Source organism: Alteromonas sp. 009811495, assembly GCF_028865455.1.
Classification (GTDB): Bacteria; Pseudomonadota; Gammaproteobacteria; order Enterobacterales; family Alteromonadaceae; genus Alteromonas.
In genome coordinates this window covers 151,366-168,790 of sequence record NZ_CP113972.1, presented here as the reverse complement: position 1 = coordinate 168,790, position 17,425 = coordinate 151,366, and the positions used below count along the sequence as shown (strand labels likewise).

Sequence of the window (17,425 nt, the reverse complement as noted above, 5' to 3'; positions counted from 1 at the left end):
CCTTTACTAACGACAACAATAAATTTGGAGTTCTCTTGAAAGCACTCATTGCCCTTGCCAGTATTCTTGGCTTCTTTATGGTCGTTTTGCCCGGCCCACTTTATCAATATGCAGGTGTCAGCCTAAGCACTGCTTTCACATCGTTGCGTTTTGGTGTGTATGTAGGTGGCGCAGCGCTTATTCTTATTATCTTGCAAGTACTCATTAATCGTAAAAACGTTAATTGGGGCAGCACGTTGGTGTGCGCCATTCTCGCACTGGTTGCGGTTGGTATGCCAGTAAGCATGATGAGCAAAGCAAGCGCAGTACCGCCTATTCATGACATTACCACCGATGTAACCAATCCACCTGAGTTTGTGGCTATTGCACCACTTCGCGAGGGTGCACCAAACCCTGTGAGCTATGAGGGCGGAGAAGTCACTAAGCAGCAATTAGAGGCATACCCAGAAATTAAAACCCAATTGCTCCCTCAGCAGCCTGAAGAAGTGTTTGCAGCAGCTGAAAAAGCCATTGAAGCTATGGGTTGGGAGCGAGTAACGCAAGGCGCGCTTCCCAATACACTAGAAGCAACTGATACAACGGCTTGGTTTGGTTTTAAAGACGACGTCGTTATTCGCTTAACCGCTAAAAACGACGACACCTTAGTCGATGTGCGCAGCAAATCTCGCGTCGGTAAAAGCGACCTAGGTAAAAACGCAGAACGCATCAACGCCTTTATGGCAGAGCTACGCAAGCAATTGAGCTATAACTAACGCCTGGTTCAAGAAACGCAAAAGCCCGCTTTACGCGGGCTTTTTAAGCAAATGAGCTGTCTGCTTAACGCTAGGCTAGCTAGGGCGTAATTACAAGCTGGCTAATTGCAGACTTACCATCCCCAATACCGCCGCGTTCAGGCGATTGAACCAACGCCAGAAATTAGGACGCTGCATGTGATGCGCAAAACGAGCCGTAAGCGTACTCAAACCGACAAACCATACAACCGAAGCACCAATGGCACCGCCCACGAACCACCACTTGTTTTCTTGCCACTGACTGGCCAAATTGCCCATTAACAGCAGTGTATCAAGGTAAAAATGCGGGTTGAGCCATGTTACAGCCAAAGCGATAAGAAAGGCTTTTTTAAACGATAATTGCTTTTTTGCCATCTCTAACACCAAGGCATCGTTTGCCATCGAAGACTTAATTTTGTTGTAGGCAATCCAAAGTAAAAAGGCGACACCTGCCCACTTGGTAATTGTCACTAGCGTCGGGTACTCCTGTAGCAACAACCCAAAGCCCATTGCACCTAGGCTTATTGAAATGGCATCGCTAAGAATAAACAACAATACAAATAGGGTTGTCCATTGTCGCTTCATCGATTGCTCTATTAGAAAGCTATTTTGCGCCCCTACCGCAATAATAAGGGTACCGCCCATTACAAAACCGCTTGTTGCCGCCGCCAACATAACCTACGCCTCACACACTCTATATTTACAATTTATGTTAGCCCGCTCTCTGAAATGAAAACGGCTAACACCAAGCTTTTCTCTACAACTGACTTGATTTTATACACCTTTTAAAACTAAATTAAATTAATGATATTTGTTTTTGATTAACGAAATTAATAGTTATAACGGTTTTTTCACAGAGGCTTGAATATGCTGGACTACGATGCATTGCGTTGCTTTCACGAGGTATTGCGTTATGGCGGTTTCGAAAAAGGTGCGCAAGCGCTAAGTCTTACTCAGTCTGCCGTTTCTCAAAAAATTAAGCGCTTAGAGCAGAGTGTTGGCGGGCCAGTATTAGTGCGCACCAAGCCACTACGCCCAACACCTCTGGGCAACGAGCTACTTGCCCACATTCAGAAAGTCAGTGTGTTGGAAGAAGCATTAAATATACAAAGTGGTTTAACCGCGAGCGCAGCGCCGCTTAGTGTCGCAGTGAACAATGATGTGTTGGCTACGTGGTTTTCGCAAGTTCTGGCGATGTTTAGCGACACTCGGGCAAACCCCGTGCATATCGTTAATGCCGACCAAACACAAACCCGCGACATACTACAGCAAGGCCGTGTTATGGCGTGCATAAGCCAAACTGGAACACCTGTTACGGGCGGTCAATCACTTCGCTTGGGAACAATGAAGTATCAACTTTATGCTTCCCCCCGTTTTATTGAGCGTTACCTTTCAAAAGGCATTGACGCTGAAGCGGTAATGCAAACCCCTGGCTTATTGTACGACGAATACGATGTCACCCTACTGACCGACTATCAACGAGAATGCTTAAACATGGCGCCGTCGTTTACCACCTGCCATTGGTACCCGTCATCACACGGCTTTGTCAAAATGGCGCTAGATGGCGTGGTTTGGGCGCTACTTCCTACACTACAAGTGACCCAAGAAGTGAATGAAGGCAGCCTCGTTTCCCTCTTCCCAGACAAAGAATTAGGCGTACCACTTTTCTGGCACTGGATAACATTAGATTCTGCGGCTTTAGGCGACCTCACCAAAGCCGTAAAACACGTTGCCAAGCAACAACTGAAATAAGCCAATGATTGACCCTTGAAAAGATGATGCGTGAGGTCGCTATTACGCAGTGCTTCATCGCAGACCGATTGACCGAGCAAAAAACACACTACACTATGTAGATTGTTGTAGTTAAAACGAAATCAAATTAAAAAAACAACAAGGAAACACACATGCAATCTATGAAAAAGTGGTTTTTACTACTGCTGAGCGTCGCGGTTTTACCCGCCTACTCCGCAGTATTAATGAAACCTATCGACGACCCAGACTTAGCGTATTCTGGCGAACTCTTGTCGGGTAGCTACAATAGCCAAATAACCCATCCAGATACGTTACTTGGCTTTCCAATAGGTTCTAGAGTTGCCACACCAGAGCAAATCCATAACGCGGTGGTTACATGGGCATCGCAGTCAGATAAATTGCACGTTGTAGAATACGCACGCACACACGAAGGCCGCCCATTGCTTGCGGTCTTTATTTCAACACCAAGTCGCTTAGCATCGCTTGATGAGGTTCATGCTGATATTCAAAAGCTTGCCGACCCACTTTCAACAAATGACACCCAGGCGAAGGCAATTATTGATAGACTCCCTGCCGTTGCGTGGATGGCTTATTCAATTCACGGCAATGAAACCTCTGGCGCAGACGCCGCGCTTACCGCTATTTATCATTTAATTGCCAGTGAAAGTGGCGAAGTCGATGCGCTACTTGATGACATGATTGTTGTTATCGACCCTATGATGAACCCTGATGGCAGAGCGCGCTTTGCCAAGTCGCTAGAGCAATATCGCGGTACTGCACCAAATGTTGATGATCAGTCGTTATTGCACCGAGGTGACTGGCCTTACGGTAGAACAAATCATTACTTTTTTGACTTAAATCGCGACTTTTTCTATCTCACACAACCCGAAACGGTAGGACGCGTTGGCCTGATTAATCAGTGGCGACCACAGCTAATGATTGATGGTCATGAAATGGGTAGTCAAGATACCTATTTGATGGGTCCGCCACGCCAACCATTAAACCACAACATCGACCCTAACTTACAAAAATGGGCACGTACCTTCGCAAAAGACCAGTCTTCAGCGTTTGATGAAAAGGGCTGGCGTTACTACACCGGAGAATGGTTTGAAAACTGGTACCCCGGTTACTCTAACTATGCTGAGTATCGCGGCACCATGCATATTTTGTACGAGCAATCTCGCATGGCAGAAGATGGCGTTAGACGTCCAGAAGGCACGGTTCAAACGTACATCGAGTCAGTACACCACCAATTTGTATCGACTATCGCCAACCTTAAGACACTCGATAAACACAGTAAAGCGATGTATCAAGACTACTGGCAAGGCAGAAAGAACAATGTTGCCGCAAAGGGTAAGTTTGCTAACCGTACCTATGTGATCCTCGCAAACGATAATGTGGGTAGAACTAACAATTTGGTAGCCAAGTTGCTCGCACAAGATATTCAAGTTTATGTTGCCGATAAAGCCATTAAGGTAAGTAAGGCCGTTACACAACAAGGCACAACCGAAAAGGATTTTGTGATCCCTAAAGGCAGTATCATCGTGCCTAACCGTCAACCCGAAGCGCCTTTAATTGCCGCTATATTAGAGTTTGACGCTGGAGTAAATGATGCTGTGCTACTTGAAGAGCGTCAACGCACGCTGCGTGATGGTTCATCGCTGATGTACGACACTACAGCATGGAACCTAACCATGATGTACGGCTTAGAAAGCGTTACCGTACCAGAGCACCTAACGCGAAATCTAACACCATACTCTACGTCAACACCACAAAGTCAGGTAAACGACAACGCTATTGCATGGTTAGTCGATGGTGCAGACGACCGCTCTGTCGCCTTCGCAGCGCGATTAATGGAGCGTGGCGTTTATGTGCGATTTGTTGATGAAGTCTCAGAGTATGAAGGGAAACGATTTAATAGAGGCTCTATTGCCGTTACTGTTACCGACAACCCAAGGGTTGATGATTTAGCCGGTGCTATCGCGCAAACCGCTGCCGAGTTAAATATCGCCGTTTATTCAACGGGTACCGGATTTGGTGAAGGCGATTTACCTGAATGGGGCGGTGAGCATTTCGCGCTACTTACAAGGCCACAAGTCGCTCTTTTGAGTCATGGAAACGTGTCAAGCTACGACGTGGGTGCTACGTGGCACAGCATTGACTCTCACTTGGGTATTCGCCATAGCCAACTTGATATTAATGCGCTAAACCGCACCGACTTGCGCCGCTACAATGTACTTGTGCTACCTACCAGCTACGGGGCACTAGATAAAAAAGCACAAGCTACGCTCAAGGACTGGGTGAATGACGGCGGAACATTAATTGCTCACAGCCGAAGTGCCGCTGCCCTAGCCGGTAAAGACGGTATAGCAAAGGTTAAAACGCTTGAAAACAGTTTCGATAAAGCCTTTGACTACGATGTATCTTTAATGCGCGAAATGATGGCCCTTGATAATGAGGTGGCCACCAAAGCAACTATGTCACATACATTGGATACCGAATTTAGCTTCCCATGGGATAACGCCCCTAAGCCGTTAAGTGAAGAAGCGCTTAAACGCAGAGACAAATGGTTGAAAATCTTTATGCCAAGCGGTGCTTTCGTCGCTGGTCGCACAGATCAAAAGCATTGGTTAACGGCAGGTACACCTGACGTGTTGCCGCTGCTATATAGCAGCCAGCCTTTGCTTATGTCAGGCGATGACAGCCAAGCTATAGTGCGCGCAGGAGTATACACAGATGCGCCAAAGGCAAAAGAAGACGAGAAGAAAACCGCCTCGCATTGGTTCAGCTTGCCAGAAGGTAAGACGCTTAACGTGAGAATGAGTGGTTTGCTGTGGCCTGAAGCGCAGCAGCGCGTGGCCAACACAGCGTATCTCACCCGTGAACAATACGGAAAAGGGCAGATCATTCTGTTTTCAGGTCAGCCTAATTTTAGAGGCGCTGCCCATGGTACTAACCGATTGCTGCTTAATGCCATTGTGTACGGGCCAGGCCTAGGCAGTCGAGCACGTATCTCGCTTTAGCACTTTTTAAGGTAGTGGCGTTTAACGCGCCACTACACACCTAAAAGGTTCCTTGAATACCTTCTGTAACCAATGTTTTTTTGTGCTTTGCTTTGGTGACATACATAAGGGCATCAGCCTTGTCCAATAGCTCATCAACACTTTTACACTTTTCGTTAGTAATATAGGTACCAACACTTGCGGTGATAGGAATGGAATAGTTATCCGTGCGTATGTCGCGTTCCAGCAAACTGTCTTCAATGCGCTCGGCAAGGCGCTTTGCTTGCTTTTCGCTGTAACAGTGACTTAATACTACAAACTCATCTCCGCCTAAACGTCCAACTACATCTTGGTCTCGACACCGACTTTTAAGTATTTTGGCAATGACTCTTAAAATGTCGTCGCCTGTAGCATGACCATAAGCATCGTTGACGGCCTTAAAGTCATCAAGATCGATAAAAAGCAGTGTTAGAAAACCGCCTTCTTTATTGAATGTATCCAATACATTGCGCGCTACCCCTTCCCAACCACTGCGATTAAGCACTGCGCACAAAGCATCGGTAGATGCCCGCTTAAACGCGGCCAGCCTATCGTCGTCTAGCTTCTTCACTTTTCTTGAAGTGGCAACCGCAAAGATAAACGCTTCCAATGTAATACCGATGATAAGCCCGTAACGATATAGGAATGGAGACGTTTCATCCAAGATTAAACGAAACGACATGGCACTAACCATGATGGCAATGCCACTCATTACCAAATAAGAGCAGTGCACCTTTCTTACGCACGCGTAAACGCAACCTGAGAAAGTACACACCATAGTAATAAGGGTTATCAGGCTAAGTAATTCATTCACTTTCATGGCATTTGCCGATGATAAAAACACCTGCAAGAAAGCCAAAAACATCGCAAGATAAGCCATACCAATAATGAAATTTCGTTGCCAATGGCGCAGCAATGCTTTGAAGTCCAATAGCTTGTCTAGAAAATTCACTGCAGCAAAAACGGTTATACCAGCAAAGAATAAGTGGAACTGAAAGTCGTTGAAGAAGTTAACGCTTGGGAAAACGATATTCATCAGCCCTTCTTGAAGCAAAAAAAAGATAGCCGCGTTTAGCACATAAAAGCTGTAAGAGTAAAAACCGTTATTTTTTATGCTGTTCCCTAAAATACCCACGTAGACGGTAAGCGCAAGGCAAAAGCCAATGAATACACTCAGGGTTAAGGTGTGTACCGACACCAATTTTTGATATTCAAAAAGCGAACTTACTTTGATGTTAAGCGGTACGCGTACTTGTGCGCTAACGTCTAGCACAAAGGTGTGCTGACCTTGGGGAATAACGAAGCTTGCTCTGCTGCTTCGTAGCGATTGTACTGGCTGCATTTTGTCGTCGTATAGCTGAGCAAACGCGATGTAATTGCGTTCGAAGTGAAGAATAGAAGGCTGAGAAACATTACACGATAAGGAAATACGCTGAAGGCCTTCGGCCAATACTAGGCGGTCGGCAGGTGTTTCAACGGTTTCTGGTGCTAATTCATTGGACGTTAAAAGGCAATCTGCAAACACGGTGGAGCTTGCCACGAGCAAGGCCACTGAAAACCAAAAACGAATCAAATGCCGCGTTACTTGCACTGTCATAGATTTGCCTTGTCATTACCACCATACCAAATCCGTCTGACACATCTCTCCTTTCAAATTATTGCCATATACCTTGCCGTATTGACGAGAAAGGCGGAAACACGATTACTAAAGGGTAGTCCAAAATTGTAGGTTCAGAGAACTAATCAATCGTTATCGATGAATTCTCACTTCCGTTATTTTATAAAACTTGGTTCACCCTATATTCACTTTCAGTCTATTAACCTTTGCGCTGTTCTCAACCTAATACGGACATTGTTATGAAAAAGTTATTTATTCTTCCAGCGCTACTTAGCGTTCCTTTGTGCTTTAGCGCTAGCACGTTTGGCCAAACCACGCCGATTTCCTACGATTACGTGCAACTTGGTGCTGTGCAAACCGATTTTGCTGACATTCCTGAATTTGATGCTAAAGGATTTCAGCTAAAGGCAAGCAAAGAGTTGGGCTACAACCTTTTTGCAGAAGCTATGTATTTTGACGCTAGCGACGAAGCGAGTAACGCAGAGTTTGATTTCGATTTTGATGTAGAGAAGTGGGAGGTCTCACTAGGCTATATCCACCGCTTTTCTGCCGCTACTGCTCTTGATGCACAAGTTGGTTATGGTGATATTGAACTGGGCTTAAGCAATGGACAGGAGTCTGCATCAACAGGTACGAATTACTATATGTTAGAAACCAATATTCGCCATATGGTAATGAAAAACTGGGAGCTTTTCGCCGGCCTTGAATGGCAATTCTGGGACGAAGGAAGCGACCAAAAGGCATACAACCTTGGTACTCAGTATTCATGGAGCAACCTTGCGGTTGGTGCAGAATATACGAAATACTCAGATTCAGAAGTATTCGGCATTTATGCCCGCTATCAGTTTTAAGAGTCTTTTTGCACAAAAGGGGGCTCGCCTTCTTTTGTGCGCTTTATCAAATACCTAAGGAAAATAGCTGGCAAATTGAAGAGGCAGTTCAACCAAGCACTTTGCACTATGGTTTAACATTGATGACTAAAAGGTAAGCATAGTTGAATATTTTCACCTACGATTATAAGAGTCATAACAAAACTGAACACGTGCAATATTAACAGTGTTAACTCGCTATGCTTAAAAGTGTAAGTATTTTTGCCACCTTTAGTCTTCTACTTGGATACCATGCACATTCTAAGGCAACACCCCATGATTGGCATGATTCACCACACCATTTTTCAGTGTTACTGGCATCGACGGATGTAGATGACGCTGGCAGCGCATTTACGGTTGGTTTTGACTATGAATACCGCGTGAGTGATTTCTTAGGACTTGGCGTAGTGGCGGAATATGCGTTTGAAGATATTGACGCCTATACGTATCTACTTGTTGCCGATTTACACATTACTAATAGCTTTATCGCCCAAATAGGTCCAGGTATAGAGTTTCATGGCGGCGATAAAATAGAAGTGGCACGTTTAGGCTTACTCTACGAGTTTGAAATATCTGGTCTCACCCTTTCACCACAGCTTCATTACGATTACCACAAAGACCATGCCGACGCGATTGTGGCAGGCGTCGCCATCGGCTTTGCTTTTTAGAGCGTATCACTATCACCCTTGTTGGCTATAAGAAGCTTCGCTAATGCATGATAAGCAGGCAGTGAGGTTGGGTCAATATAGCCATTTTTCGCCTTGGGATGAGATGCGAATCTCACAAGTACCATATTGGCTGTAGGATCGATATAGATGGTTTGCCCATGAACACCTCGTGCCGCAAACGCATTGTGTTCATTGTGAAAAACCCACCACTGGCTTTTATAACTGGCCCCAGGAAGCGTAGGAAATGCATTGGTGAATTTTGCGCGGTCCCCGCCTTTTTTTATGCTTTGCACTACATGTGAAGGAAATACTTGCTTAGCGTTTATCGCACCTTCATTAAGTACTAATAATCCCAGCCGCCCTAAATCACGTAAACCCGCTGATATACCTCCACCAGCAAAAGCCACGCCTTTTCCATCAACAGTTTGATACGCACTTTGCTCTGCCCCCATGGGCTGCCAAAGCAACTCGCTGGTTAGTTCAGTGACAGAGCGCTTAGCAACTTTACTAATGATCCAACCCAACATATCTGAATTTATTGTTTTATAGTGAAAGTATTCACCGTGTTTGCCCTCTACTTGAACCGTTTGTAAATATTCCCAATAACCGTTCGGACCTTTGTACTCTTTAGCTTTAGGCAACGGGCTAGCAGCACGAGAATAAGTCCAAATTGCTGCGTTAGGATCAGCATAGTCTTCAGAAAACGCTACGCCAGTGGTCATATCCATTACTTGTCTTACGGTTGCGTTAGCAAATGCACTACCGGCAATTTCAGGCACTATCTCTTTGACTCGCATTTGCTCATCTAATTCGCCGTTAGCGATTAGTATTTCTGCCAGTAAACCTGTGACTGATTTTGTCATCGACATAGCTGCATGCTGACCATATTCGTCTAAACAACCAAAATAACGTTCATACACTACGCGCCCTTCGTGAATCACCAATATGCCGTCGGTGTAGTTAGCAAAAAGTGACTCTTCCCATGTCATCGATAGGTCACTGTTCAACGGCGTAAACGACAACGAATTGATTTTTTGAGCCATGTCATCTAAGTCACTTTCAGGTAGATAGTTAAGAGGTAAAGCGTTACCTAACCCTCTACTTATCTCGCGTGTAGGCAAAAACTCCCGTAAATGACACACCGACCAACGAAGCTTTGGAAAACTAAAATAATTACTGTCTGGCTGGGTAATTAACTTTTCATCTGATGGGGGGAAGCCTTGCATCCACCCCATTACATTAGGGTCGGATGATTTAGCATCAAGCGGCACATGGTCACTGCCGTAGGCACTGGTAGTCGTTAACAAAATACTGGTTAATACAATCCGCTTCAATCTGGCTAGTCGTCGCATAACACATGTCCTTGTTTTCGGTTAATGAAAGCGTAGCGCGATACCCAAAGACTGCCACTTTTTACACGCGTATTAGTATGCTTCCCGCGCTTTAGATGAACTAACGATAAAAAAGCAACGCAACGAAAGTGCACTTGTATGTTGAGCAAAGTAACAGGCACTGATATTGTTTTGAGATACGTTTTAACAAGGAAGTATTAATGAAGTATGTACTATTTGCGCTTTTGGCTATCAGTATTTTCACTGCAGGCTTTTTTGCGGGTGAATACAAGGCGTCTTCCACAATAGATAACACCGCATTAAATAAAAGATCTGCGCAAAATGACGCGCACAACGACATCGCTAGCGACATGTCAAAAGACACTAACATTGCAGGCTCTCACCACTGTGATGATGTCATGCCTTCCTCAAATCATGCTCAACATCAACGCAACGAGCAGGATGCATCAATCTCGAATATTGCGGTAGATATTGCTTCACCAGAAATCTCACTAGATGGAGTAGCGAGCAACGAAGTGAAATACCCGTTGGCGCAACAAGAACTAGTACAGTGGGCCAAGCGCCATAAAACCGAGCTAAAACGCGCGATGACTGAGCATATGGGAGAACAAAGCGCAGAAATGATGTTCGAACAAATTTTAAAGAATAATGACTTTTTAAATGATCCTATAGCCGAGCATTCTATTGAAGAGGATTTAGGAACACGCCAAGACATAGAGCAAGCAATTGAAGACTATTTGATAGTGAATAGCAGTGATCCAGAAATGACTATTCTTGACGTTATTTGTATGCAGGGACGTTGTGAAATAACCCTTGCAGCGCAAGACCAAGTTGCACTTGTTAGATTGCATATGTCACTAACCAATAACGGCGTTCCTGGTGTAAGTGGTACAAGCGCACCAACCATTTTCATGATGCCAGAAGGTGGCGTATGGGCGTATATGCTAGTGCAGTATCATTAGACTATATGGCAGGTTTACACCACCTGCCCTGCAGCCCAACCACTGCTCCATGCCCACTGGAAGTTAAAGCCTCCAAGCCAGCCTGTAACATCAACAACTTCACCAATGAAATAAAGGCCGTCTACGTTCTTCGCCATCATGGTTTTTGATGACAATTCATTGGTATCAACCCCGCCAATGGTTACCTCTGCGGTGCGATAGCCTTCTGTGCCGTTTGGTTTTATTTGCCAATTTTCAAGTGTATTTGCAATGGCATCACACTCACCGTGACTGAGTTGCTTAACAGGCACGTTGCGCCATTCGTTGTATTCAATAAAGCTCTGTACCATTCGCTTTGGAAACACTTTACTTAAACACGTGGCAAGTAGTGCATCAGGTGTTTTTTCCCGCGCGGCGTTAATCAACGCGTGAGTGTCCTCATTGGGCAGTGTATTAATACTTAATGTATCGCCCGCTTCCCAATAGCTAGAAATTTGTAGCATTGCTGGGCCGCTTAGGCCCCGATGAGTAAATAACATAGCCTCTTTGAACGTAGTATCGTTGCAGCTTGCGTACACATCGACCGCTATACCACTTAGCTCAGCCAATGTATCTTTGTCTTTATCGTGCAAGGTAAAGGGCACTAGCGCAGCGCGTGTAGGCAGCACATTCAAACCAAATTGTTCGGCAATTTTATAACCAAATGGCGTTGCCCCGAGTTTGGGCATGCTCAAACCACCTGTGGCAATAACTAATGATTCACACTGATAATCGCCGTTTGACGTAGACAGTAAGTACCCACTTTCACTTTTTTCAACCGACAATATCTCGCAACGAGTGGTAATTGTCACTCCCGCCTTACTGCATTCATTCAGTAATAAATCAACAATGTCTTTGGCGCTATCGTCGCAAAATAATTGGCCCAGTGTTTTTTCATGATAGGCGATTCCGTGCTCGGCAACGAGTCCGATAAAATCCCACTGGGTATAGCGGCTAAGGGCTGACTTACAAAAATGGGGGTTTTGCGAAAGAAAGTTTTCAGGGCTTGCGTACATATTGGTGAAATTGCAACGCCCCCCGCCAGACATCAGAATTTTTCGCCCCACCTTCTTGGCATGATCGAGCACTTCAACGCTGCGGCCGCGAGCCCCTGCTTGAGCGGCACAAAAAAGCCCTGCAGCCCCTGCACCAATAATTATAACGTCGCGTTTTATCACAATTTAGTCTCGAGGAAATACAGCCAGTGGGTGTGTAGTAATAAGTGCCATGTGCGCACGAGTACCGGGCTTAATCGCATTTTCGTGGCTAACTCGAACCTTAAGCTGACTACCATTATCTAGCGTTACCGCATATAAACGGCTTTCGCCTTCATAGCGCACCCAATCAACAATCCCATTGGGTTGTGGGTGCGTTGCACTTAAGCTTAGATCATCAGGGCGTACCAACAAGTCAACATTGCCATTTGCACCTTGAAGCGGTGTCCCAGGCACATTGCCAATATCGGTAATAACCACATTGTCGGGGTTATTTGCGCTGTTATCGAAAGTGGCCTTTAGAAAACTGGCTTCCCCCATAAAGCGTGCAACAAAACGACTGGCAGGCATGGAATAGCAGGCTTCAGGTGTATCAAGTTGCTCCAGTACCCCTTTATTCAAAATACCCACGCGGTCGCCAACGCTCAGCGCTTCGTCCTGATCGTGCGTGACCCAAATAGCGGGGACACCGGCTTTTTTAAGCGCATCGCGAATTTCCCAACGCAGACTGTCTTTAAGCGCTGCATCTAGGTTAGAAAGGGGTTCGTCTAACAATACAAAAGCGGGTTCATGCGCCAGCGTTCGCGCCAATGCAACCCGTTGTTTTTGACCGCCAGAAAGACGAGCAGGCTTGGCATCGCGAAAAGCGTCTAATCCAAGTAGATTCAGCCAGTGGTCGGCCAATGCCGTGTCTTTTAAACGAAAGCAGACGTTTTGTTGAACCGTTAAGTGTGGAAACAGTGCAAAGTCTTGAAACACCATTCCCACATTACGTTTTTCTGGTGGTACGTGTTTGTTTGCCGTACTTTCCCAATTCCCAAGGCGCATGCTGCCCTCTGAAATAGGAATAAGCCCTGCTAAGGCTTGAAGAATGGTAGTTTTGCCACATCCTGTCGGTCCCACTAACATCAGAATTTCGTCTTGCCCAAGTTCTACATTTAACTTGTCGACTACGCGGGTAGACCCATAATTCACTGACAAATTACTTACACTTAGCATTACGAACGTTCTTCCTCAGTAACGGTAAATTGCGCTTTGCGCTCGCCTGATAGCATAAGGACAAGCCCTACACCTGACAGCAACACAAGCAACAACCCAGGTACGGCAGCACGGCCAAAATAGCCGGCTTCATAAACACGCCACATGTAGGTGGCCAGCGTTTCAAAACCCGTTGGTCCAAGCATCAGTGTGGCTGGTAGCTCGCGCATGGCTTCTAAAAATACCAATGCCGCACCTGCAATCATACCACGAAGCGTGAGAGGAAGCGTAATACGCATAAACGCCTCGCGAGGGCTTGCACCTAACACGCGCGCCGCTTTAACTAAACCCGAGTCGATATTTTCAGATGTGGTTCTGACACTGCCCACCGCAAGAGGGATAAAACGCAGTACATAAGCCATTACTAGCAAACTCAAGGTTTGGTATAGCGCGGGCAATTGAAGGCCAACATACACAAGGGCCGTGCCCATTACGATACCTGGAACACCAAAACCAAAGTAGGTAATACGCTCCATAAAGCGTCCAGCTTTGCCTGCAATCGCGGCATTCGCAACAGGGATTGCTAATAGCACTGCCACAAGCGCAGCAATAAATGAAGCATGCGCAGAATTCCACGCATAACTAAGCTCAAAGCCCCCTGTACCCTCGCGCACTAGCCATAAAATGAACACGGCAAGTGGCAAGACAATGGCCATGAAAACCACGGGAAAAGCAGCAAGTAGCATTGAGCTGTACTGCCAGCGGGCTGGAAATAGCATCAAATGCTTACCGGGGCGTTCTTTTGCGCCGCCAATACGGCTTTCAACGAATAAAATAAGACCCACGATCACCATTAACTGAAGACTGAGCATGGCAGCTTGGCTAAGACCAAATGCGTTGTACTCAACAAAGATAACTCGGGTAAAAGTATCTAAGCCCATAATGGCTGGCGTACCAAAATCTGAAAGTGCATACAATGCTGCAAGTAGTGCCCCAGCGGCCACACTATTAACTACGCGCGGCAGTACCACGCGCCATAGGCTCGCAGCTAGCGACAATCCCAATGTGCGCGCGGCGTTCACTAAACTAGCATCAAGACTCAGTAAGCTTGCACGTGTCGTCATCATCACGAAGGGGTAGGTGTATAAACTCATCACCAAGGCAGAGCCCCACAATCCACTGATAGGGGGTGTGGTTATGCCCAAAACATTTTCTATTTCACCGCCGCGCCCGAAAGAGAAATACATCGCAAATGCACCAATATAACTTGGTAAGGCGAGTGGCGCTGCCAGTAAAATTAGCCAAAACCGTTTAAATGGCATGTGGACGTAAGCGGTAAAAAACGCGAGGGGCACACCAATTAACACAGCCCCAATAATGGTTAATACAACTAAAGAAAGGGTATTGCCCAAAACGCGTAAGTTGTGGGTATCGAACAGTTGCGCGCTATCTTGGGCAAGAGAAAACAAAACGCCGACGGGCAGTAAAGCCATCAGCGCTATTAATAATGCCAGTGGATACGACTTTGGCCAATTTGTCACAGTACGCCTACTTCCCTCATCATATTAAGAGTAGGTCGTAAGTCGGCCAGTTTGCGTAAGTCCATATCAGGTGGCGACAGCGCACTTAAACTTGCTAATCCTTGTGGCTGCTCAACGCCTTGTACGAGTGGAATTTCATAGGCTTCGCGCGCTAAGTAAGACTGTACTTCTTGACTTAACAGGTAACGAATAAAGTTAACTGGCAAACTGCCTTCACTTAACGCCACGATACCCGACGCATTCACTAAACAACCTGCGTCATTGTTGGTATAGGCCAACGCCACATTGGCGTCAGGCTTACCCGACTTCAGTCGCAATGTGTAGTAATGGTTTGCAAAACCAATATCAACTTCACCGCGTTCAACACCCATGACTACGCCTAACTCGCCCGCATACTTTTTGGCGTTGCGATTAATGCCTTTTAGCCATGTTTTAGTGGCTTTTTCACCCTCTAAGATACGCATAGCGGTTACAAACGACTGAAATGATGAATAGGCTGGCGCCCAACCAATCTTTAAGTCGCTATCGGCTAATGCCATTACGCTATCGGGTATTTGCTCGGGTGAAACACGTTGCGTATTGTACGGCAAGGTGCGCACGCGCCCGGTAACCGGCGACCAGCTTGGATACTGAAATCCATCTTTAAGCTGTGCAGTAATATCGTTAGGCAGCGGTTTTGCTGCACCAGCGTCAGTCACTACGCCAATAGAACCAGTATCTACAGCCCAAAACAAGTCGGCGCGTTTCACACCCGCTTTTGTTTCAGCCACAATGGTATTGGCTAATGCGGCTGACCCACCGCGGCGTACTTTTAGGTTTAGCTTTGGGTTGCGCTTTTCAATTGCTTTAAGAACATTCTCATAAAGACCACCTTCACCACGGCCTAGGTATAAGGTTAAATCGCCTTCTAACTTGGGAAGCGACTCAACCGATACGCTGGAAGTTTGAGTAAGTGCTTGAACCGTGCCCAGCGGCAAACTGCCCAATGCACCAGCTGCAACTAAGCCTTGTAAGAATGTTCTTCTTTGCATAAAGCTTCCTTAAAATACGTCTTTGCGGCTTTTTTCTGCTTCAACAAGCAAAACACGCGCACGGTCTAACTTCGTTTGCATGGTTTCAACCACTTTTCGCACGCTATCAACGCCTTTATCTTTTGAAATAGCTTGAGGCAATGTGACATTGAAGTCTTTTTCTAAGTCTTCAACCAGTGCAGCATCTTGTGCAATCAAATCGCCTTCTACACCTTCAAAACGTTGCAGATACGTGTCGTGCACTAATGTGGTCGCTACTTCGTGTAGTTGCTCTGCATACTTAGCAACAACGCGATCTAAACGAGTTTTGATATCGTCAATAACTTCAGGCCCCGTAGTTGGCTCTTTCTCAGTTGTTTTAACTGCGTCAACTAGGCCTTTCTTCTGATATTGGGACGCAAGTTTAACCGCGCCTAGCGCTTGCCACAAGGCATGATTTAGCTTCTCTTGCTCTTCGCGAACCACTTGAATAGGCTTTTTGCCATCAATGGCCATTTTTACACCATAAATGCCTTGCCAAATCGAGGCATAAATTGGCACGTATTGGGTTTCGATTGCAGAGTGAAAATCCACTTCTTCCCAATATTCAATAAGGGCGTCAGTTTTAAGCGCTTTATCTTTCGCTTCATACGCATCAACAACACTGCCAAACTTGCTCTCTAGCCAATGTACTTCCTCTGTATACTCACCGATATGAGCATGCAAGTTATTCACGTGATCGCCAATTTCACCATTTGCCATTGCCTTGCCAGACACCATTGCCAATGTCACAGCAGACGCTAAAACCAACGCACCCATTTTCTTTAGTGTTGTTGTCATGATAATTCCTAAAACGTTGTCTTTTCGCGAAAATGATACTTATTATCATTAAGCAAGTAAAGGTAACTAACTCAGCCAATCTACCGATTAACTTATTGGCCTTCGTATATACGCAGGGGCATTATACCTAGTCACTGGCCGCTCTTATATAAACATACTGATATATAACGCGTTTTGTTATGCGCAAGATCATAACAACTATACAAAAAGAAAGGAGATGACCTTATGAGATTGTGTTATTAGCTGCCCAATAAAAAAAGCCCGTAACCGAGGCTACGAGCTTTAGCGATATGAACCTGTTATGTCATAGAGCTTACAGACTATCTAGCATACTCTGTGCATCGCTTACGTCGAAACGACCTGGGTCTTCAACGTTAAGCTTTTTCACTTCACCGTCTTCAACAAGCATTGAATAACGCAGTGAACGCATACCGCCAAAATTACCGGTATTCATGTCTAAACCAATTTGCTTGGTGAAAAAACCATTACCATCTGCAAGCATAATAATTTCTTCGGCGTTATTTGCTTTTCCCCATGCATCCATTACGAAGGCATCGTTTACGCTTAAGCAAATAATATGGTCAATGCCTTTGGCTTTAATTTTGTCGGCAAGGGCCACATAGCCAGGCAAATGCGCTTGAGAACAGGTTGGTGTGAATGCACCAGGAACTGCAAACAAAACAACACGTTTTTCTGTAAAAAGTTCATTCGTACCCGGGTTAGTTACTTCACCATTTTCTAAAAGGCTAAAGTCCACCTCAGGTAGAGTGCTACCAACTTGTATCATGATGT

Annotated in this window: 15 protein-coding genes; 6 read left to right on the top strand and 9 right to left on the bottom strand. The window is 45.6% G+C overall.

Annotated elements, in window-relative coordinates:
* Positions 1–35 precede the first annotated feature (35 nt).
* Complete coding sequence (locus tag OZ660_RS00755; RefSeq protein WP_274742235.1) at positions 36–752, top strand: DUF1499 domain-containing protein; 717 nt, start codon at positions 36–38, stop codon at positions 750–752.
* 90 nt (positions 753–842) lie between these two features.
* On the opposite strand, the gene OZ660_RS00750 is transcribed toward OZ660_RS00755, so the two are convergent.
* The gene (locus OZ660_RS00750) at positions 843–1,445 is read right to left on the bottom strand and encodes a LysE/ArgO family amino acid transporter (RefSeq protein ID WP_202263154.1); all 603 of its coding nucleotides are present in this window, start codon (positions 1,443–1,445) and stop codon (positions 843–845) included.
* Between the two features lie 192 nt (positions 1,446–1,637).
* On the opposite strand from OZ660_RS00750, the gene OZ660_RS00745 reads away from it, so the two are divergent.
* The gene (locus OZ660_RS00745) at positions 1,638–2,522 is read left to right on the top strand and encodes an ArgP/LysG family DNA-binding transcriptional regulator (protein ID WP_274742234.1); all 885 of its coding nucleotides are present in this window, start codon (positions 1,638–1,640) and stop codon (positions 2,520–2,522) included.
* Positions 2,523–2,674: 152 nt separating this feature from the next.
* Positions 2,675–5,545, top strand: a complete 2,871-nt coding sequence (locus OZ660_RS00740; RefSeq protein WP_274742233.1) for a M14 family metallopeptidase — start codon at positions 2,675–2,677, stop codon at positions 5,543–5,545.
* 40 nt (positions 5,546–5,585) lie between these two features.
* Here the strand turns inward: OZ660_RS00740 and OZ660_RS00735 are convergent, their stop codons facing one another.
* The gene (locus tag OZ660_RS00735) at positions 5,586–7,160 is read right to left on the bottom strand and encodes a diguanylate cyclase (protein ID WP_274742232.1); all 1,575 of its coding nucleotides are present in this window, start codon (positions 7,158–7,160) and stop codon (positions 5,586–5,588) included.
* A 260-nt stretch (positions 7,161–7,420) separates the two neighbouring features.
* Between OZ660_RS00735 and OZ660_RS00730 the strand changes: the two genes are divergently transcribed.
* A complete protein-coding gene (locus OZ660_RS00730) occupies positions 7,421–8,032 on the top strand; it encodes a hypothetical protein (protein WP_274742231.1) in 612 nt (203 codons plus the stop codon).
* A 218-nt stretch (positions 8,033–8,250) separates the two neighbouring features.
* Positions 8,251–8,718, top strand: coding sequence for a hypothetical protein (locus OZ660_RS00725; protein WP_274742230.1), 468 nt, complete (start codon positions 8,251–8,253; stop codon positions 8,716–8,718).
* On the opposite strand, the gene OZ660_RS00720 is transcribed toward OZ660_RS00725, so the two are convergent.
* Positions 8,715–10,070, bottom strand: a complete 1,356-nt coding sequence (locus OZ660_RS00720; RefSeq protein WP_274742229.1) for a serine hydrolase domain-containing protein — start codon at positions 10,068–10,070, stop codon at positions 8,715–8,717. The genes OZ660_RS00725 and OZ660_RS00720 overlap by 4 nt on opposite strands.
* 200 nt (positions 10,071–10,270) lie before the next feature.
* Between OZ660_RS00720 and OZ660_RS00715 the strand changes: the two genes are divergently transcribed.
* On the top strand, positions 10,271–11,032 hold the full coding sequence (locus OZ660_RS00715; protein ID WP_274742228.1) for a hypothetical protein: 762 nt from the start codon (positions 10,271–10,273) through the stop codon (positions 11,030–11,032).
* 14 nt (positions 11,033–11,046) lie between these two features.
* On the opposite strand, the gene OZ660_RS00710 is transcribed toward OZ660_RS00715, so the two are convergent.
* From OZ660_RS00710 to OZ660_RS00685, 6 genes are all read right to left on the bottom strand, one after another.
* Entirely contained in the window at positions 11,047–12,228 is a 1,182-nt protein-coding gene (locus tag OZ660_RS00710; RefSeq protein WP_274742227.1) for an NAD(P)/FAD-dependent oxidoreductase, read from the bottom strand.
* A 3-nt stretch (positions 12,229–12,231) separates the two neighbouring features.
* Complete coding sequence (locus OZ660_RS00705) at positions 12,232–13,263, bottom strand: ABC transporter ATP-binding protein (protein ID WP_226432533.1); 1,032 nt, start codon at positions 13,261–13,263, stop codon at positions 12,232–12,234.
* The gene (locus tag OZ660_RS00700; RefSeq protein WP_274742226.1) at positions 13,263–14,783 is read right to left on the bottom strand and encodes an ABC transporter permease; all 1,521 of its coding nucleotides are present in this window, start codon (positions 14,781–14,783) and stop codon (positions 13,263–13,265) included. Before OZ660_RS00700 ends, OZ660_RS00705 begins: the two co-directional genes overlap by 1 nt.
* On the bottom strand, positions 14,780–15,814 hold the full coding sequence (locus OZ660_RS00695; protein WP_274742225.1) for an extracellular solute-binding protein: 1,035 nt from the start codon (positions 15,812–15,814) through the stop codon (positions 14,780–14,782). Before OZ660_RS00695 ends, OZ660_RS00700 begins: the two co-directional genes overlap by 4 nt.
* Before the next feature lie 9 nt (positions 15,815–15,823).
* Complete coding sequence (locus OZ660_RS00690) at positions 15,824–16,633, bottom strand: hypothetical protein (RefSeq protein ID WP_274742224.1); 810 nt, start codon at positions 16,631–16,633, stop codon at positions 15,824–15,826.
* A gap of 313 nt (positions 16,634–16,946) precedes the next feature.
* Positions 16,947–17,420: a peroxiredoxin gene (locus OZ660_RS00685; protein WP_202263142.1), complete on the bottom strand. Its 474-nt coding sequence runs from the start codon at positions 17,418–17,420 to the stop codon at positions 16,947–16,949.
* Positions 17,421–17,425 lie beyond the last annotated feature (5 nt).